Source organism: Vibrio sp. R-1 (assembly GCF_035615595.1).
Classification (GTDB): domain Bacteria; phylum Pseudomonadota; class Gammaproteobacteria; order Enterobacterales; family Vibrionaceae; genus Vibrio; species Vibrio cholerae.
Window position 1 is genome coordinate 39200 of sequence record NZ_WPDC01000018.1, and the last position, 18898, is coordinate 58097.

Sequence of the window (18898 nt, forward strand, 5' to 3'; positions counted from 1 at the left end):
AGTTGAAGGTAGAAATGAAAAAGGTGGCAACCCCGTTGCCACCTCTCGTGTTTAGAGATCGTCGATATAGCCGAGTGAACGCAGGGCGCGCTCATCATCCGCCCAACCGGATTTCACTTTCACCCAAGTCTCTAGGTAGACTTTGCGGCCAAACAGCTCTTCCATATCGAGACGCGCTTCGCGGCCGATGGTTTTGATCTTCTCGCCGTTTTTACCAATCACCATTTTCTTCTGGCCGATACGTTCAACCAAGATCAGGGCGTTGATGTGGAAGCCATCGGTATCTGGGTTGTAATCGAAACGCTCGATTTCCACGGTCACCGAATACGGCAGCTCTTCGCCAGTAAAACGCATCAGCTTTTCACGCACGATTTCAGAGGCCATAAAGCGCTGTGAACGATCCGTCACATACTCTTCAGGGAAATGGTGCACAGCTTTCGGCAGGTGCTCACGAACATGCTTTTTCAGCACATCGGTGTTTTTGCCCTGTTTAGCAGAAATCGGTACGATATCGACAAACGGCATGCGCTTAGAAAGCTCCAGCATATGCAGCATCACTTCGTTACGATCTTTGACCTGATCGACCTTGTTCACACAAAGCACCACCGGGAAGTTGGCTTTTTGCAGCTTGTTGAACACCATCTCGTCATCGGCGGTCCAGTGAGTACCTTCCACCACAAACAGCACTAAGTTGACATCACTCAGCGAGCTTGAGGCCGCGCGGTTCATCAAACGGTTGATGGCGCGTTTTTCTTCAATGTGCAATCCCGGAGTATCCACGTAAATGGCTTGATACTTGCCTTCCGTCTCAACACCCATAATACGGTGGCGAGTGGTTTGCGGTTTACGCGAAGTAATCGAGATTTTCTGCCCTAACAGGTTATTGAGCAGGGTCGATTTACCCACGTTAGGACGACCGACAATCGCGACAAAGCCGCAGTGTTGGTCCTCTGGTGTCGATGTCACCGTTTGGCCTTCGCTGCGAGAAGCAAAGTATGCATCGATATCAAATTCTTGATCAGCCATGAGTTAATTGCTCCAGAGCCGTTTCTGCAGCCGCTTGCTCTGCCTTGCGGCGGCTGGTGCCTTTACCGATCACAGGCGTGTCCATACCTGCAACTTCACACGCAACCGTAAATTCTTGGTTGTGCGCTTCACCTTTAATATTAGTCACAGTGTAGACGGGCAGCGGTTTTCTTCTGCCTTGCAAAAACTCTTGTAAACGAGTTTTCGGGTCTTTTTGTGATGCGCCCGGTTTGATCTCCTCAAGGCGACATTGATACCACTCCAGCACAATGCGGCGCGCGGTTTCTAAATCACTATCGAGGTAGATCGCACCAATGATGGCTTCTACGGCATCGGCCAGAATCGAGTCACGGCGAAAACCACCGCTTTTCAACTCACCTGGACCTAATTTTAAGTAATCTCCCAGATCGAATTCACGACCCAGCTCCGCCAACGTGTTACCACGCACTAAGGTGGCACGCATGCGGCTCATATCTCCCTCATTCACTTTCGGGAAGCGGCGATAGAGCTCGTCAGCAATGACAAAACTTAAAATTGAATCGCCCAGAAACTCAAGACGTTCATTGTGCTTACCATTGGCGCTGCGGTGTGTCAGCGCCAGATTAAGCAGCTCAGTCTCCTTAAAGGTATAACCGAGCTTACTTGTTAATTTATTCATTGGAGGTGTCATAATCTCAACGTTATTGCCAGCTCATGCTGGCTTAGTGGATCCCACCAACACGATTGAATCGTACTCCGGTAGGAATCCAGCGTGGAAGTACGCTGTCTTCAGCGCGTTCAAACTCGAAACTGATCCAGATAGCGACAGCTTTTCCGACCAGATTCTGCTCTGGCACAAAGCCCCAGAAACGGCTGTCAGCACTGTTGTCACGGTTATCACCCATCACAAAATAGTGCCCTTGTGGTACAACCCATTCATTCACGCCACTGCGTGGGCGATAATTCGCCACGTTATCAATGCTCAATGGGTTAACCAAAATATTGTGCTCGACCTTACCTAGCTGTTCGTTTAGCTGGATCAGGGGGATCTCATTTTGGTAAAACTCGCTCTCTTGCACGTTAGAGAGTTTAACTGCTTGGCATTCGCTCTCGCCTTGGTGCTGAATACACAGCTCTTTACCTGCGCTGTAACGTACGGTATCTCCGGGCATCCCCACCACACGCTTGATGTAGTCGATCTCAGGGTTCACTGGGTATTTGAACACCACAATATCACCACGCTCAGGTTTACCCGTTTCCACTAACTGAGTGCGCCATACCGGATCTTTCAAGCCGTAAGCGTATTTCTCAACCAGAATAAAATCCCCAACCAGCAGAGTCGGCATCATCGAACCGGATGGAATTTGGAACGGTTCATAAATGAACGAGCGCAGTACCAGCACAAAAGCAATAACAGGGAAAATCGAGACACTGTTTTCAATCCACCACGGCTGAGCTGCGACTTTATCCAGCGCTGAGGCTGGCATATCGGGTGTTTGCGCCTGTAAATGAGCTTGTTTCTGTTGGCGTTTTTTCGCCCACACCAGCTTTTCCAGTGTCCAGACGATACCGGTGACCAGAGTTACGATCACCAAAATCAGTGAGAATGTGTTCGCCATTAACTTCCCTTATCTAAAAAATACGAAAGTGAAAGAGCCGAAACCCTTTCACTCATGTGTTAAACCAATAAGTCTGAAGCCAGCAAAGAAATTAGTCTTTGCCGACATGCAGAATGGCAAGGAACGCTTCTTGTGGCAGCTCAACGTTACCGATCTGCTTCATCCGTTTCTTACCTTCTTTCTGCTTCTTCAGCAGTTTCTTCTTACGGCTCACGTCACCACCGTAACATTTCGCCAGTACGTTTTTACGTAACTGCTTCACGGTAGAGCGCGCGATGATGTGGTTACCGATTGCCGCTTGGATCGCGATATCGAACATCTGGCGAGGAATGAACTCTTTCATCTTCTCAACCAATTGACGACCGCGGGTTTGCGAGTTGTCGCGGTGGGTAATGATGGCTAAGGCGTCCACTTTGTCGCCGTTGAGCAGTACATCCACACGCACCATGTGCGACATTTCAAAACGTTGGAAACCGTAATCCAGTGACGCGTAGCCACGAGAAGTCGATTTCAAGCGGTCAAAGAAATCCAGAACCACTTCGGCCATCGGGATGTCGTAAGTCAGCGCCACTTGGTTACCGTGGTAAACCATGTCCACCTGAGTACCTCGTTTCTCGATACACAGAGTGATCACGTTACCCAGGTAATCCGCCGGAACCAGAATATTACAACGCGCGATAGGCTCGCGGATCTCTTCGATATCGTTGATGGCTGGCAGTTTAGCTGGGCTATCAACGTAGACGATCTCTTTGTTGGTCTTGAGCACTTCATACACTACGGTTGGTGCCGTGGTGATGAGGTCGAGATCGTATTCGCGCTCTAAACGCTCTTGGATGATCTCCATGTGCAGCATACCAAGGAAGCCACAACGGAAACCAAAGCCGAGCGCTGCCGACGTTTCTGGCTCATAAAACAGCGACGCGTCATTAAGGCTCAGTTTACCCAGTGCATCACGGAAGTTGTCATAGTCATCAGATGAGACTGGGAACAAGCCCGCATACACTTGAGGTTTCACCTTTTTAAAGCCCGGCAGCGCTTTTTCACAACCGTTCTTCGCTAAGGTCAGGGTATCCCCCACCGGTGCGCCCATGATGTCTTTGATACCACACACTACCCAGCCTACTTCGCCAGTGTCCAGTGAATCGGTATCCACTTGTTTTGGTGTGAAAATACCTAAGCGATCCACACCCCAAGTTTGGCCGGTGCTCATCACTTTGATCTTGTCGTTTTTCTTCAGGCTACCGTTTTTAATACGAACCAGAGAAACCACACCTAAGTAGTTATCAAACCATGAGTCGATGATCAGCGCTTGCAACGGTGCATCAGGATCGCCTTGTGGCGCTGGGATGGCAGAAACGATTTTCTCGAGAACTTCATCCACGCCCACACCGGTTTTCGCCGAGCAACGCACAGCATCAATCGCATCGATACCGACGATGTCTTCAATCTCTTCCGCCACACGCTCAGGCTCTGCCGCCGGCAGGTCAATCTTGTTCAGAATGGGCACGACTTCCAGATCCATTTCGATCGCGGTATAGCAGTTTGCTAGGGTTTGCGCTTCTACGCCTTGCCCCGCATCCACCACCAACAGTGCGCCTTCACACGCCGCCAATGAACGTGATACTTCGTACGCGAAGTCAACGTGTCCTGGGGTATCGATAAAGTTCAGTTGATAGGTTTGGCCATCTTTCGCTGTATAGTCGAGAGTCACACTCTGCGCTTTAATGGTGATGCCACGCTCACGTTCCAGATCCATAGAGTCAAGAACTTGCTCGGCCATTTCACGATCGCTCAAGCCGCCACAGACTTGGATTAAACGGTCAGATAGAGTCGATTTACCATGGTCAATGTGGGCGATAATCGAAAAGTTACGAATGTGCTTCATAGGTTTGGGATGACTAAACTCTTAAATAATAAGGACATAGAAAAGCCGCGTTGGCGGCTATTCATTCAAGTTGGGCGATTCTACCCAATTTCGTTGGGGTTCGCATCATAATTTAGGCAACCGGGATACCCAGTTTTCGTAACAAAACCACTTGCTGCTGAGAGCGTAGCTCCAGCACTTTCGCATAATGTTTGGCAACCCATACACCGAGCGCAATAAAGAGCACTGCAGTAAGGATCACTATCCCCTCTCCAAAACCCAACATAGGGGCCAGCCATTGATCGCCAAGCCATGCACCCAGCATCATGAAAAACAGCGGTAATAAATAGACGAGCGCCGCCGACTGCAGCACGCTCTTTTCCGGCAAACCAATCTCGACCACCTCACCCGCTTCTAGGGCTTGTGTGGTTTGTAAACGCCAGAATAGGGTTTTGTTACCGAACGCTTTAGAGACGATGCCCGTACCGCAGCTTTTCGAGGATTGGCAACTGCTGCAACTGGTTTGCTGTTCACAACTCAGCGTCACTTGAAATCCTTGTTGAGCGGGTACCACTTTGGTCACCGTAGCCAATGCCGTCATCATTGCGCTTTCACTCCACCGACACCAAACATCACCGATTGAGCGATACGTTGCGCAGTCGCAGGAGGAATATCGCCCACTACCGAAATTTCATTCTCGCCTTTGACTAAGCTGTGCAGCGTGCGGCGGCCTTGTCGAACCAATTGACCTTTGAGTGAGTAGTTATCACTGGCAGAGACATACACTGAGAAATTAAACAGGCCGTCCGAATACATCTGGCTTTCAACCAAACGCTCTGTCATTGCCATACGATAACGATTCAGCTCCATAGCTTGAAAACCATCAGGAACCCAAGTGACTTGCCAGAAGGTCTCTTGCACACTGCCTTTTGGCAACTTAAGGACTTCAGGCAGTTGCACCTTGTTTAGCCCTGCCATGATTTCGGCCAAACGCTCGCTGACCGAAAATGAAATAGTGCGATACTGCTCAAGCACTTCGCCATCGCGATCCAGCAAATCCGCCCTTAAAGGCAAATGACTTTTTTCATCGACCCAGACAACATACGAGTAACGTAAACCATCTTTCGGGACCACGCGCAGTACTTGGCACGCCGCCCCTGCTTCTCGGGCGCGTCCGACTTTCACGAAGTCATAGTAGCGGCTCAACTCCGCCACATCCGTGTTCAACATGGGGATGGTTGGAGCCACCATATTGCCCGATTCAATCGTAAAAGGCTCGACACCCGGCTCGATGTAACTCACTTCATCACCCCGGCGGATCACTTCACGCACGGGGCCGCTCAAGTACACCAAATGCGCCAGTTGTTGATCATCTTGCCGTGCATGACGATACAACAAGGGCTCAATGCTGTTTTTCTTAACCAAGATGTATGATAGTTCGTAATTGAGATGTTGGCTGGCTTCATTCATCTGATACAACAACGCCTCTGCAGACTCTTCCTCTGCAAAGGCGGTAGTTGAATTTACACAGAACAGTGTCAGCGCACTGATCAAAAGTTTCTTCATTCCACAACCGATTCAACTGGGTGTTGGTGAGAAGCACTATTCTCACTGTTTAGGCGTAATTGCAGTTCGTAGTCCTGCAGCAAGGCGTTTACGCGGCGACGTTGCTCTTGCATGCTGCTGTCTGGCGCATGCTTTTCCACCGAATCACGAGTCAAACTCACTGGCTCAGCGCTTCCAGCAAGAGGAATGGTTTGCAGCACAGGCAGTTCATTTTCCACGCCTGAGCTTTGTCCGCCATACTGTTGTACGCCGAAAATAACCGCCAACGAGACACAAGCGGCGATACCGACTTGACCAAACTGAGACAACCAAGCAGGCAACTGACGTTTAGCCTGTTGCGGTTTAGGCTGCGCTTCCAGTCTTGCCTGTTGCAAGTCAATCACGTTCGTTGAGTGGTGTAGCGGATTGTGCGCAGGCTCATTTTCCAGCGCCAAGGCGACACTTTCAGCGATATTCCATTCTTTGTGAATCGGTGCCTCTCCACGGAGTACATCACCGATCAGATGATAGTTTTTCCACGTGTCACGTGCATCTTGATCCTGAGCCAATTCTAAAATCAGCTCATTGTCGATCATCTCGCCATCCATGAGTGCTGAAAGTTTTTCTTTGTCAGCCATTCTATTCACCATAGTCATTACGGAATTTGCGTTACAGAAGAGGTTTGATTTTCTTCTCTACCGCCTCACGAGCGCGGAAAATTCGTGAACGCACTGTACCAACAGGGCAATCCATCACTTCCGCAATTTCCTCGTAACTCAAGCCATCAAGCTCGCGCAACGTCATTGCCGTTTTTAAATCATCCGGTAACGCATCAATTGCATCGAACACAGTCTTCTTCAACTCTTTGGACAACGTAATGTTCTCCGGGTTCGATAATTCTTTTAATGCGTCACCACCTTCATAGAATTCAGCTTCTTCAGCATCAACATCACTTGCGGGTGGGCGTCGGCTTTGCGCAACAATGTGATTTTTCGCGGTATTAACAGCAATACGGTACAACCAAGTGTAAAACGCACTCTCGCCACGAAAGGTTGGAATGGCTCGATACGCTTTAATAAACGCTTCCTGCGCTACATCAGCCACATCACCGGAATTGCTTACATACCGGGAAATAAGGTTGCACACTTTATTTTGATATCTCAAAACCAAAAGGTTAAATGCTTGCTTATCCCCATTCTGAACTCGCTCAATCAACACTTGATCGGTCAGTTGCTCGTTCATTCGAGCGGTCACTCCTATTGTTATTCCCCTACCTTCTCAGATATGGGTACTCATTATGCGAATTGTAATATTGACACCACTACTTGCATGAGCACCTTTAGAGACTCGGCATTATCGAGAAAGTTCATTATTGGGTGAAATATTTTACTCAAAACCTTATCAAGGCAGCATTTTCACCCGTTGCCTCTCGCGTAGATAGGTATTCCCCATACATCACGTGCGCTTCACTCTTTATATAGTGGTGAATGCAGCGGATTAATAGAGTGCAACCGCTAACATGACAATAAGATTTACAAACTATTGCATTTAGCGCGATGATAATAGCAGGACTTACACCGTATCAACGATCCGAATTTTTCGATAATTTCTTGCCACTTGATTGTGCACAGTGGCATGTCTGCTCAATCGATGCGGTGTTTTTTTCCTCTAAAGAAAACAACTCTTTGAGGAATTTAAAGAAATGTCGAGTTGGATGACTCGCTACAGTTTGGGAATTGGCAATTTTATGAATGCAGACCGAGAGCATCAATGTGATGTATTAGTCATAGGAAGTGGCGCAGCAGGCTTATCGCTTGCTTTACAGGTCGCTCAATACGGAAAAGTGATTGTATTAAGCAAAGGGCCGCGCAGTGAAGGCGCGACTTTTTATGCACAAGGCGGTATTGCAGCAGTCTTTGATGAATCGGACAGTATTGAATCGCATGTGCAGGACACCTTAATTGCAGGTGCTGGGATTTGTGATGAACAAACCGTGCGCTTTATTGCCGAGCATGCCAAAGAGTGCGTGCAGTGGCTGATTGATGGCGGTGTACCTTTTGACAAAGAAGAGGATAGCGATAACGACCACCCACGCTACCACTTGACCCGCGAAGGCGGTCACAGCCATCGCCGTATTTTGCATGCTGCTGATGCCACAGGGATGGCGATGCAGACGTCCTTGCAAGATAACGCCCACAACCATCCCAACATTACGGTACTTGAAAGACACAATGCGCTGGATTTGATCACTGAAGATAAAATCGGCGGTGATGCCAACAAAGTCGTTGGCGCCTATGTATGGAATCGTAATGCGGAACACGTAGAAACGATTCGCGCCAAATTTGTGGTGTTGGCGACTGGCGGGGCATCTAAGGTGTATCAGTACACCTCTAACCCTGATGTTTCTTCTGGTGATGGGATTGCCATGGCGTGGCGTGCGGGCTGCCGTGTGGCCAACCTAGAGTTCAACCAGTTCCACCCAACCTGTTTATACCATCCAGAAGCACGTAACTTCCTACTTACCGAAGCGCTGCGTGGTGAAGGCGCTTATTTGCGCCGCCCAGATGGCAGCCGCTTTATGCCGGATTTCGATGAGCGAGCTGAACTGGCTCCGCGTGATATCGTGGCACGTGCGATCGACTTTGAAATGAAGCGTTTAGGTGCGGACTGTATGTATCTCGACATCAGCCATAAGCCTGCTGACTTTATCGAAAAACACTTCCCCACCATTTACTCACGCTTGATGGATTTGGGCATTGATATGACCAAAGAACCGATCCCCATCGTTCCTGCGGCGCACTATACGTGTGGTGGCGTGATGGTAAATCCGCAAGGTCAAACGGATCTTAAGCAGTTGTATGCGATTGGCGAAGTGAGCTACACCGGCTTACACGGCGCAAACCGTATGGCCTCCAACTCTCTTCTAGAATGCGTGGTATACGCATGGTCAGCGTCACAAGACATCATTGCTCAGTTGCCCAACGCAAGCATGCCAGAGTCACTCCCAGCTTGGGATGAAAGCCAAGTCACCTGTTCTGATGAGGAAGTGGTTTTGCAGCATAACTGGCACGAACTGCGCCTCTTTATGTGGGACTACATGGGAATCGTGCGCACCAACAAGCGTTTGGAACGAGCAATGCGCCGCATCCAGCTACTGCAACAGGAAACCCACGAGTATTACAGCAACTTCCGTGTGTCAAACAACCTCCTTGAGATGCGTAACTTACTGCAAGTCGCTGAATTGATGGTGCGTTGCGCGATGCAACGCAGAGAAAGTCGTGGCTTACACTACACGTTGGACTATCCAGATCAACTGGCAGAGAGTGGCCCAACGATTCTTGTGCCGGAAAAATAACGCTCTCTCCGCTTGAAACAGCAATCAAGAGATCTGCGCATGATCACGGGAGCCATTGAGCTCCCGTTTTAATCGCACTAACAATTGCCGATAGGTGGCTTCATCACAGCTATCACGCCAGATAAACCAACGCTTGCCCTGCCCTTGTAAGCAGATAAACAGCGGAGCATAAAGCGTATGTACCGAATGAAAGGTTTCACGCCGCCCCTCTTGCTCGAATACGCCAGCAAAGGTGAGTTCCACATTGCCGACCAAACTCGCCGGCATCCATTGACTGTGGAGATGACCACGCCAGATCCAAGCGGCAAAATAGGGCACCAACACCAAGGGAATAGAAGAAACGAATAACGCCCAGAGCATCAACAGCATAATCAGCAGCGCGATGATCTGAGCGTAAAAGGAAGGGATAAACAGAAGCTTAACGGACTTTGCTGAGGTTATGAGCGACAATCTTATCCACCATCGCAGCAAGGCCTAAATTCTCACAGCGGCCATGTCCCATCACCCAAGCAAACAGATCAGGGTCGTCACTTTCCAGTAAAGCCACAAAGTCGTCCTGCTCAGACTCAGTCAGTGAATCAAAACACTCTTCGAAAAATGGCATGATGACCACATCAAGCTCCAACATACCACGACGGCATGCCCATTTGATTCGCGCTTTTTGTTCAGCGGTGTACATCAGTATTCCTCACCTTATGGTTTTTGTTTGATTCGGAGTGTAACAAGGGTGCCGGCAGACAACTAGTAACTCAGTCACAGTCCCTGTTCAAGCTGACAAAAAAGTTGATCCAGATTAACATAGCGAGACTTTTTTCCTCAGTGGTGAACAACATGGACTGGCAAAATCGTTTTTCAGTACTCAATCTTTCTTCTCACGATCCTCTCCCTGAACTGATGCTCACGCATCTCACTGGATGGGGAGCCATCACGCTGGTCGGTGCCGATAAAAAAGCGTATCTGCAAGGCCAAGTCACCTGCAATGTGGTTTCTTTGCAAGAGCAGCAAGTCACCTTTGGTGCACACTGTGATGCCAAAGGTAAGGTATGGTCGGTATTTCGCTTGTTTCATCATCACGATGGCTACGCAATGTTTCAACCGCAATCGGCGATGGAAGTCGAACTGCGCGAGCTGAAGAAATACGCCATCTTCTCTAAAGTGACGATTGCCGAAAGCAGCGATATCGCTCTAGGTGTGATGGGTAGTCAAGCCGACGCTTGGATTGATACTGTGAGTGAAACGACTGGCGATGTACGCCGTATCGCAGGCGGTACAGCCGTGCGTATGAGTCCACAGCGCTGGCTGCTGTTGGTGAATGCCGAACAGGCGGAGCAATACGTCAATGCTTGGCAAGGACTGCATGTCGAGCAATCGCTCTGGACACGCATGGATATTGAAGAGGCCGTGCCTGTCGTTACCCAAACGGCTCAAAATGAACACATTCCGCAAGCACTCAATGTGCAAGCCGTTGACGGTATCAGTTTTACTAAAGGTTGTTACACAGGGCAAGAGACTGTGGCACGCGCCAAGTATCGCGGCATCAATAAGCGCGCCATGTACATAGTCAAAGGTAATCTGAGTGCGCCACTGAGCCAAGATGAGCCAGTGGTTCTTGAACGCGCTGTCGGAGAAAACTGGCGTAGCGCGGGCGCACTACTGACTTATTATCGTTTTACCGATTCAATAGCGATCGGTTTGATCGTCCTGCCCAACGATCTTGAGCACGATGTCGAGCTGCGTCTAGCTGCTCAACCAGACACCCGTTGGCATATCCAACCGCTACCCTATTCACTCAGTGAAGAATAGCGGTCATTCATCGAAACCGACTTGAGCTGCCTGAATCGGCAGCTCAAACTCTCCCTCATCAGGCTCCCTTCTCAGCTTCGCTGCAACACACTATTGTTCGTTGCATCTTCGCGCGAGTTTCTTCAAACAAACCAATACTTATTTATGAATTTAAAGTTAAATTTAAAACATAAATAGTCAAAACCAAAACAATCCTCTAGGCTATAAACCGTTGAGGAGAGCAATGAGCACCCAAGTTTGCTCACTCTCTCGTCAACAGAAAGTGAATTAACTGAGCATTCGAGTTATCCACTTTTTGTGTAATGCATCTGTGACTATTCGCCCGCCCAAATGCGGGCATTTTTTTACAATTATTTTACAATCAACTTGCCTGTTCAGAATTTTTACGACTATTCTTTAAAGTGTCATAAGAGGCTGGCTTAATACGGGCTGTTCATCAGTTACCGCTGAGAACATCAGAAGAATTTGTAAATTTGGTCACATGATTCTGGATATTTGACTGCAGTTTTGATTCATTCTGCACAGATATTCCAAATAATCAGTAAGTACTGCTTATTCCACCAAACCTATCACACTATTTTTGTTTAGGTTTTTCTATACTAAGCAGTGCCAGAACAACGCAAGGATCGAAGTATGAGACTGTTTAAGCGCTATACACCAGGTATGATTGCTAAACACGTGAGCCGTCTGTTTAAAGGTAGGATTTATATCTTTGGCGTCGGTAAATTCGAGTTCGATAATGGTAAGTTAAAGCTGCCAGAGAAAGCGGAGCAGCGCCACTATCAGACCGTAAAAGAAGTCAATCAAGAGATCATGAAGCTGCGTTGCGCTTATGCATAAACAAGCAAACACTCAATAGCATTCGATTTAATATAAAGCGATTTAATGTAAAAAGGGTTGGCAGTGCCAACCCTTTTTATTTGATCAACTTTTTATTCAATCAGTAGGCACGCTCTAACCAAACCTGCTTCGCCAGCTCAGGCAGATCGCCCTTCAGGCCTAGTGCGCGTTTCATGATTTCATCTTTGGCACCCGGCAATTGACCAACCAGACGCATGCCGATCCCACGGATCAGTTTCTTAGCAGGGTTATCCCCCTCAAACAGATCGCGGAAACCTTGCATCGCCGCAATCATTTTGGCAGCTTCCGCTTTCCGCCAGCGCTCATAATGGCGCAAATTACGCTCATCACCAATGTCGCGATTTTGCTGCCATAAGCTCAGCAGCTCTTGTGCCAAACAGGCAGCATCCAGTAAACCTAAGTTCACTCCCTGCCCAGCCAGCGGATGAATGGTGTGCGCGGCATCCCCGACGAGCGCAACCCGAGGCGCAACAAAATCACGGGCATAACGCATCTTAAGTGGGAAAGCCTGCCGCTCGCCCACTACTTCACAGCGGCCTAATCGTGCATCGAATTCTGCGGTCAGCGCTTTGTTAAACTGCGCATCACTCATATTGAGCAAAGCCTCAGCGCGTGAAGGCTCTGTCGACCACACGATAGAACTCATATGCGGCTCTGACATGGGGAGAAAGGCTAACGGTCCTTGGGCAGTAAAAATCTGCCGCGCGACTTTATTGTGCGGATCACTGGTGCGCACATTGGCCACCAAGGCACTGTGTCCATAATCCCAATGAGTCAAAGGAATATCCATTTGTCGACGCAGCCACGAGTTCGCACCATCAGCCCCTACGACCAATTTTGCGCTCAAGGCTTGGCCATTGCTCAAGGTTAGCCATGCTTCGCTTTCACCCACGGCGATGCTCTGACAGGTCGCAGGCACATGCAGTGTCACATTGGCTTGCTGCTGAACTTGCTCTAACAGCGCCAACTGAATGACTCGGTTTTCAACAATGTGTCCCAGATTAGGCTGCGTCATCTCATTGGCTTTAAATTCAATCCGCGCAAAACTATCTTGCTCCCACACTTCCATCGCGATGTAGGGCGCAGCGCGGCGCGCTTCAATGCCCGCCCAAGCATTAAGATTACGCAGCACAATCTCACTTGAGCGACTCAAGGCAGAAACGCGCACATCCGGCAGCGGGTTTAGCGCCTCTTCCGGTAATTGGTTCTCAACCACAGCAATGCGTAGGTCACTCTCTTTCAGAGCCGCCGCTAACGCTAGGCCGACCATACCGCCACCGATAATTACAACATCAACGCTTTGCATCATTCTTTTACCTATTAACGGTTCACTATGCCGAGAGTGCGGCGCAATAACGGAGCTTTCAATAACGGCAAATTATCCATCGCCATTAGACCAAGGTTACGCCCCATTCGCATCGCTAACCAGTCATTCGAGAAAGTGTGTACTAATCCTGTAGTCAGGCTGATGGTTGCCGTGCGATCGGCTTGGCGACGCTGAAAATAACGCTGCAGTAGCGCGTACTCACCCGCATCGTCGCTGCGCGTAATCTCTTCGGCTAAAGTCGCCACATCACGAATACCAAGGTTAAAACCTTGTCCTGCAATCGGGTGTAAGGTTTGCGCCGCATTGCCCACCATAGCAAAACGGTGAGAGACCGTTTGCTCACGATAGCGCAAAACCAGCGGATAAACACTTCTCTCACCTGCATGGGTCAAGGCGCCAAGCCGCCAACCAAAGGCTTGTTGTAAGCCTTGTAAGAACTCAGCTTCGCTGCAATGCAGCCAGTGCGCAACTTGCTCTGGTGGCAGACACCAAACTAAAGACAAGCGATCTTGGCTCATGGGTAGCAAGGCAACGGGGCCATGCGGTGTAAAACGCTCAAAAGCTCGCCCTGCATGAGGTTGCGCGCTGGTGATATTGGCGATCAGCGCGACTTGTTCAAAATCGTGCTCCTGCATCGCAAGGCCCAGCGCTTGGCAACACGTCGACAGCGCACCATCTGCCGCCACAAGCAGCTTACCTTGCAAGGTCTCTTTAGTGTCGAGTTGGACCGTGACCGACTCTTGTTCACGGGTAATATTCACCACTCGGCTTGGTACAAATTGCTGGATGGCAGAACACTGCGCCATGCGCTCGGCGTAAACGCGCCCCACATCCGCCAGTTCAACCACATAACCTAGAGCACTAACCCCAAGCGTCTCACAATGAATATCCGTCATCCCTGCATGAGACTGATCCGAGACATGAATATGTTTAATCGGAGTCGCAAAAGGCTGTAGGCTCGGCCAAAGTTGTAACTCCTGCAGGATTTGTACCGTACCGTAGGAGAGCGCAATGCTGCGCGCATCAAAACCGGGATGCGCAGAATGATCGGTTGCGAACGCCTCTATCACGGCGACCTTCAGCTTACCTTGGCTGAGGTGCTGCAACGCGAGCGCTAATGTTGCGCCCGCCATCGCGCAACCCGCAATGATCACATCAAAACTGATAGGCTTACTGATATTGGGCTGCTGGCTGTCCGTCATTGCGCTTCCTTTCTGTTGACTTAGTGAACTGTGGGCTTAGTGTCTTGCTCTGGTTTGACACCAAATTCCGCATGTAATACCAATACACAGGCTTTGATATGTTCGATCACTTGTTCCAATAATTCTGCTTGCTCGGCTAAGTCATCCTCTTCATCGATGCCTAATTTCGACATCTCTTCCAGATCCTCTAATGCTTCTTTCGCTTCAACAGAAGCGTGCTTCAGATTGGCGCCACTCAAACCTAATCCAGAAATAAAGTGGTTAATCCATTCCGCAACCGCATCCGCGAGCTCAAACAAGGCTTCCTCGCCCTCGCCTTCAGGTAGGAGTAATGAAAGCTCAAAATCGGTATCCACCAACTGCGCACTCATTGCCAGCAGAATCTGCTCTGCGCTGGCTAATGCACCAATTGGCCAGCCCATGCCATCGTTGGTGTAATCGAAAACCAAGGGTTGCCAGCTTTTATCATTGAGGCTTAAACCGCCGGACAACATCCCCGTCAGTAACCCTTGTAGCTCGGCAGGATTAATACCGAGAGAAGCGCTACGCAGCTCATTGGCTAAAGCTGGGTAAGCAGGAAGTCTATTTTTGCTCATATTGGATTCACTAACCGAGAAAGGTAGCCCAATCCTACCACTTCATTGCCAGAGCGAAAACGCTCGCCTGCAGTTGGTGCTTAGCTTTTGCACAAATTGTCCAAATCGTGAGTTTTCAAACGTCCATTTCTCGGGTTGCGACGGGAAAGGCTTGAATCTTGTTTTGGGTTTACCTATAGTTCCACCTCGATGGTCACCTGAGCTGACTCATCTTTAGTTATGCTAAAAGAGTTCATTAATCATGAGTAATCAAGCGGTTGACATTGAAATTTTGGGCAAAGTGACCCGGGTAAACTGCCCAGCAGGTCAAGAAGCGTCTTTGCTTCAAGCTGCGCAAGATCTCGATAATCGTTTGAAAGAAATGGCAGAGCGAACTAAAGTCACCAATGAGGTGAAACTGTTGACGATTGCCGCACTCAACATCTGTTACGAGTTACAAACGAAACAGCAAGAAAATGCGGGCACTCAGTCACAACTTAGCGAGCGCATGGAACAGCTCGCCGCTTCATTAGAAGCTGCATTGAAAAATGTGAAGCCAGGAAAGCAATAAACACAGCATTGATTTACCCTGGGGTGTTCGTCAGCGGATTTATGTCCCTGAGCCGATAAGCAACATAACAGGGTTGGTATTGGGTAGCTATTGAGCAAGCTCGGCTTGTACCGAGAAGCCTGCGGTTACCATTACTGATCCGCCTTGAACCTGATGGTTCAAGGGCTACGATCCTCAACGGCATCCCGGGGTTCCCTCTATGACAGATTCTCGTACACACCTACGCCTGCAAATTCGTCAGCGTCGACAATCACTCTCAGCGTTTGAACAACAGACGGCCAGCCAACAACTTATCCATACCTTTTCCAGCTTACCGGAAGTGACTGCCGCGCAGCGTATTGCCCTGTATCTTGCCAATGATGGTGAGCTCAATACCCAACAACTGATCGAATGGCTTTGGCAGCAAGGTAAACAAGTGTATCTCCCTGTTTTGCACCCTTTCGCAAAAGGTCACTTGCTGTTTCTGCACTACCAAGCACACACACCAATGAACAAAAATCGCTATGGGATCGCAGAGCCTAAACTCGACCAACGTTTGATCTGCCCGGTTCGAGAGCTCGATATTATCGGTACTCCTTTGGTGGCGTTTGATCAATCAGGCCAACGTTTGGGAATGGGTGGCGGCTATTACGATCGCACTCTCGCACCTTGGTTTAAAACGCAGCAAGGCGCGATGCCGATTGGCCTTGCGCACGATTGCCAGCAAGTCGAGCAACTGCCCACTGCAAGCTGGGATATTCCGTTACGAAAAATCGTGACCCCCAGCAAGGTTTGGCAGTGGTAGTCGAATAATTGCCCAGTTTAGCTCAGCCTAAGTGATTACTTCTGCTTCCGGTTTGGGGTTATAATCGCGCCGCGCAACATACCCGCAAATCGATACTCAGGAGATAGGCATGACTCAAGATGAAATGAAAAAAGCCGCCGGTTGGGCTGCTCTGAAATACGTAGAAAAAGGCAGCATTGTCGGTGTTGGTACGGGCTCAACCGTTAATCACTTCATCGATGCTTTAGGCACTATCAAAGACGAAATCAAAGGCGCGGTTTCGAGCTCAATTGCTTCTACTGCGAAACTGGAAGCGCTCGGCATCCGTGTTTATGACTGTAACGATGTATCGGAGCTGGACATCTATGTCGATGGTGCTGATGAGATCAACCCAGAACGCGACATGATCAAAGGTGGCGGTGCAGCGCTGACGCGTGAAAAGATCGTCGCTGCGATTGCTAAGAAATTTGTGTGTATTGTCGATGGCACTAAAGCGGTCGATGTTCTAGGCAACTTCCCTCTGCCTGTTGAAGTGATCCCAATGGCGCGCTCTTATGTCGCGCGCGAACTGGTAAAACTCGGTGGCGATCCTGTGTATCGTGAAGGTGTGATCACCGATAACGGTAACGTTATTCTGGATGTCTACAACATGAAGATCACCCATCCCAAAGATCTCGAAAGCAAGATCAACGGCATCGCAGGGGTTGTGACCGTGGGTCTCTTTGCTCATCGAGGGGCTGATGTGGTCATCACTGGCACACCACAAGGTGCAAAAATCGAAGAGTAATATCGGGCATTTCTCCCCATATTCCGTTATTTGCTTACAAACGGCACCGCTGGGTGCCGTTTTTTATCCTTTTCTCTAAGAAAATTATGCCTTATTCCGTAATTTTCTTACCCAAAGCAAAAAAAGTTTGTTAATTTAGTGAGCAGAAGGCGCACAAGGAAAACGTTTGCTTTTCTAAATTACGACCAAAATTCGAACCATTCGAACCCAAGCGCCTGTTAGCCCACCTTCCCATAGTTTTAAGGACGATAAAATGGCCAAAGTTTCACTGGAAAAAGACAGAATTAAGATCCTCCTTCTTGAAGGACTTCACCCCTCTTCGGTGGAAGTTTTGCAAGCGGCCGGTTACAGCAATATCGAATACCATAAAGGCTCGCTGGAAGAAGCTGAGCTGATTGAAGCTATCAAAGATGTGCATTTTGTCGGGATCCGCTCACGCAGCAATCTGACCGAGAAAGTGATCAATGCGGCAGAGAAACTGGTGGCGATTGGCTGTTTCTGTATTGGAACTAACCAAGTCGACCTTAATGCCGCCGCTAAACGCGGTATTCCGGTGTTTAACGCACCATTTTCCAATACTCGCAGCGTGGCGGAACTGGTGCTCGGCGAAATTTTACTGTTACTGCGTGGCATTCCTGAGAAAAACGCGCTTGCTCACCGTGGGATCTGGAAGAAAAGTGCCGACAACTCTTATGAAGCGCGCGGCAAGCGTTTAGGCATCATTGGTTACGGCCATATCGGTACTCAGTTGGGGATCATTGCTGAAAACTTAGGGATGCACGTGTATTTCTATGACATTGAAAGCAAACTCTCGCTCGGTAACGCAACCCAAGTGCATACCTTAAGCGAGCTCCTCAATAAGTGTGATGTCATTTCACTGCATGTTCCGGAAACCGCTGGCACTAAAAATATGATGGGTGCGGAAGAGTTTGCGCGCATGAAACCGGGCGCTATCTTCATCAACGCGGCACGCGGTACTGTGGTCGACATCCCGGCTCTGTGCAATGCGCTCGAATCTGGTCATATTGCAGGGGCAGCGATTGACGTATTCCCAGAAGAACCGGCATCAAACAAAGAGCCGTTTGAATCGCCACTGATGAAGTTTGATAACGTGATTTTGACACCACACGTGGGGGGATCAACCCAAGAGGCACAAGAGAACATTGGCATTGAAGTGGCTGGCAAGCTGGCTAAGTACTCAGACAACGGCTCAACGCTCTCTAGTGTCAACTTCCCTGAAGTGTCACTGCCAGAGCATCGCAGCTGCTCTCGCTTACTGCATATTCACGCCAACCGTCCGGGCATTTTGACCCAAATTAACACCATCTTCGCCGAAGAAGGGATCAACATCGCGGCTCAATATCTGCAAACCACCGCAGAAATCGGCTATGTGGTCATCGATGTGGAAACGGCTCGCTCTGAAGAAGCGTTAACTAAGCTTAAAGCGATCGACGGCACGATTCGCGCCCGTATTCTGCACTGATTGATGGATGGGCTACATCGCTCACCCATCCTGAATATAAAAACCAGCCTTTCAGCTGGTTTTTATTTGTACTTTGTTTGTAATTATAAAGACTATACCCAAACGACTTGGAGTTGCAGGTAGGCGGTAAGAGAGTTC

Annotated in this window: 20 protein-coding genes and 1 other RNA gene; 8 read left to right on the plus strand and 13 right to left on the minus strand. The window is 49.1% G+C overall.

Annotation, left to right across the window (positions count from 1 at the left end; genetic code table 11):
* Positions 1 to 51 precede the first annotated feature (51 nt).
* From era to rpoE, 8 genes are all read right to left on the minus strand, one after another.
* Complete coding sequence (gene era / locus GOU96_RS06260; protein ID WP_000774943.1) at positions 52 to 1026, minus strand: GTPase Era; 975 nt, start codon at positions 1024 to 1026, stop codon at positions 52 to 54.
* Positions 1019 to 1696, minus strand: coding sequence for a ribonuclease III (gene rnc, locus GOU96_RS06265; RefSeq protein ID WP_001885893.1), 678 nt, complete (start codon positions 1694 to 1696; stop codon positions 1019 to 1021). Before rnc ends, era begins: the two co-directional genes overlap by 8 nt.
* Positions 1697 to 1727: 31 nt before the next feature.
* Positions 1728 to 2624, minus strand: a complete 897-nt coding sequence (gene lepB, locus GOU96_RS06270; RefSeq protein WP_000024071.1) for a signal peptidase I — start codon at positions 2622 to 2624, stop codon at positions 1728 to 1730.
* Between the two features lie 91 nt (positions 2625 to 2715).
* Positions 2716 to 4509: a translation elongation factor 4 gene (gene lepA, locus GOU96_RS06275; RefSeq protein ID WP_000680632.1), complete on the minus strand. Its 1794-nt coding sequence runs from the start codon at positions 4507 to 4509 to the stop codon at positions 2716 to 2718.
* A 112-nt stretch (positions 4510 to 4621) separates the two neighbouring features.
* Positions 4622 to 5092: a SoxR reducing system RseC family protein gene (locus tag GOU96_RS06280; RefSeq protein WP_000988006.1), complete on the minus strand. Its 471-nt coding sequence runs from the start codon at positions 5090 to 5092 to the stop codon at positions 4622 to 4624.
* Positions 5089 to 6054 (minus strand): sigma-E factor regulatory protein RseB, encoded by a 966-nt coding sequence (gene rseB / locus GOU96_RS06285; protein WP_175229844.1) that lies wholly within the window; start codon positions 6052 to 6054, stop codon positions 5089 to 5091. Before rseB ends, GOU96_RS06280 begins: the two co-directional genes overlap by 4 nt.
* Positions 6051 to 6671: a sigma-E factor negative regulatory protein gene (locus tag GOU96_RS06290; protein ID WP_000763839.1), complete on the minus strand. Its 621-nt coding sequence runs from the start codon at positions 6669 to 6671 to the stop codon at positions 6051 to 6053. Before GOU96_RS06290 ends, rseB begins: the two co-directional genes overlap by 4 nt.
* Positions 6672 to 6702: 31 nt before the next feature.
* Positions 6703 to 7275, minus strand: coding sequence for an RNA polymerase sigma factor RpoE (rpoE, locus tag GOU96_RS06295; RefSeq protein ID WP_001005346.1), 573 nt, complete (start codon positions 7273 to 7275; stop codon positions 6703 to 6705).
* A gap of 505 nt (positions 7276 to 7780) precedes the next feature.
* Here rpoE and nadB point away from each other — a divergent pair.
* Positions 7781 to 9388: an L-aspartate oxidase gene (gene nadB, locus GOU96_RS06300; protein ID WP_069648340.1), complete on the plus strand. Its 1608-nt coding sequence runs from the start codon at positions 7781 to 7783 to the stop codon at positions 9386 to 9388.
* Positions 9389 to 9412: 24 nt separating this feature from the next.
* Here the strand turns inward: nadB and GOU96_RS06305 are convergent, their stop codons facing one another.
* Entirely contained in the window at positions 9413 to 9757 is a 345-nt protein-coding gene (locus tag GOU96_RS06305; protein ID WP_032481254.1) for a hypothetical protein, read from the minus strand.
* Between the two features lie 49 nt (positions 9758 to 9806).
* The gene (locus GOU96_RS06310; protein ID WP_000287742.1) at positions 9807 to 10067 is read right to left on the minus strand and encodes a succinate dehydrogenase assembly factor 2; all 261 of its coding nucleotides are present in this window, start codon (positions 10065 to 10067) and stop codon (positions 9807 to 9809) included.
* 152 nt (positions 10068 to 10219) lie between these two features.
* Here GOU96_RS06310 and ygfZ point away from each other — a divergent pair, with 152 nt between their 5' ends.
* Positions 10220 to 11191: a tRNA-modifying protein YgfZ gene (gene ygfZ / locus GOU96_RS06315; protein WP_095486817.1), complete on the plus strand. Its 972-nt coding sequence runs from the start codon at positions 10220 to 10222 to the stop codon at positions 11189 to 11191.
* Positions 11192 to 11824: 633 nt separating this feature from the next.
* Positions 11825 to 12031 (plus strand): DUF1107 domain-containing protein, encoded by a 207-nt coding sequence (locus tag GOU96_RS06320; RefSeq protein WP_001235991.1) that lies wholly within the window; start codon positions 11825 to 11827, stop codon positions 12029 to 12031.
* A gap of 100 nt (positions 12032 to 12131) precedes the next feature.
* Here the strand turns inward: GOU96_RS06320 and GOU96_RS06325 are convergent, their stop codons facing one another.
* The 3 genes from GOU96_RS06325 to GOU96_RS06335 are packed head-to-tail and all read right to left on the minus strand — an operon-like array spanning position 12132 to position 15177.
* Positions 12132 to 13361: an FAD-dependent 2-octaprenylphenol hydroxylase gene (locus GOU96_RS06325; RefSeq protein ID WP_000983794.1), complete on the minus strand. Its 1230-nt coding sequence runs from the start codon at positions 13359 to 13361 to the stop codon at positions 12132 to 12134.
* Positions 13362 to 13372: 11 nt separating this feature from the next.
* Positions 13373 to 14581, minus strand: a complete 1209-nt coding sequence (gene ubiH, locus GOU96_RS06330; protein WP_057554941.1) for a 2-octaprenyl-6-methoxyphenyl hydroxylase — start codon at positions 14579 to 14581, stop codon at positions 13373 to 13375.
* Between the two features lie 20 nt (positions 14582 to 14601).
* Entirely contained in the window at positions 14602 to 15177 is a 576-nt protein-coding gene (locus tag GOU96_RS06335) for a YecA family protein (RefSeq protein ID WP_000042180.1), read from the minus strand.
* A gap of 241 nt (positions 15178 to 15418) precedes the next feature.
* Between GOU96_RS06335 and GOU96_RS06340 the strand changes: the two genes are divergently transcribed.
* From GOU96_RS06340 to serA, 5 genes are all read left to right on the plus strand, one after another.
* Positions 15419 to 15727, plus strand: a complete 309-nt coding sequence (locus tag GOU96_RS06340; protein WP_000070442.1) for a cell division protein ZapA — start codon at positions 15419 to 15421, stop codon at positions 15725 to 15727.
* Positions 15728 to 15739: 12 nt separating this feature from the next.
* Positions 15740 to 15923: non-coding RNA, 6S RNA (gene ssrS / locus GOU96_RS06345), on the plus strand.
* A 3-nt stretch (positions 15924 to 15926) separates the two neighbouring features.
* Complete coding sequence (locus tag GOU96_RS06350; RefSeq protein WP_267781510.1) at positions 15927 to 16511, plus strand: 5-formyltetrahydrofolate cyclo-ligase; 585 nt, start codon at positions 15927 to 15929, stop codon at positions 16509 to 16511.
* 109 nt (positions 16512 to 16620) lie between these two features.
* Positions 16621 to 17277 carry a ribose-5-phosphate isomerase RpiA gene (gene rpiA, locus GOU96_RS06355; protein ID WP_000189749.1) on the plus strand — a complete coding sequence of 219 codons (657 nt, stop codon included), beginning with the start codon at positions 16621 to 16623 and terminating at the stop codon, positions 17275 to 17277.
* Positions 17278 to 17530: 253 nt separating this feature from the next.
* Positions 17531 to 18760, plus strand: coding sequence for a phosphoglycerate dehydrogenase (gene serA, locus GOU96_RS06360; RefSeq protein ID WP_001151637.1), 1230 nt, complete (start codon positions 17531 to 17533; stop codon positions 18758 to 18760).
* Positions 18761 to 18898: the final 138 nt, after the last annotated feature.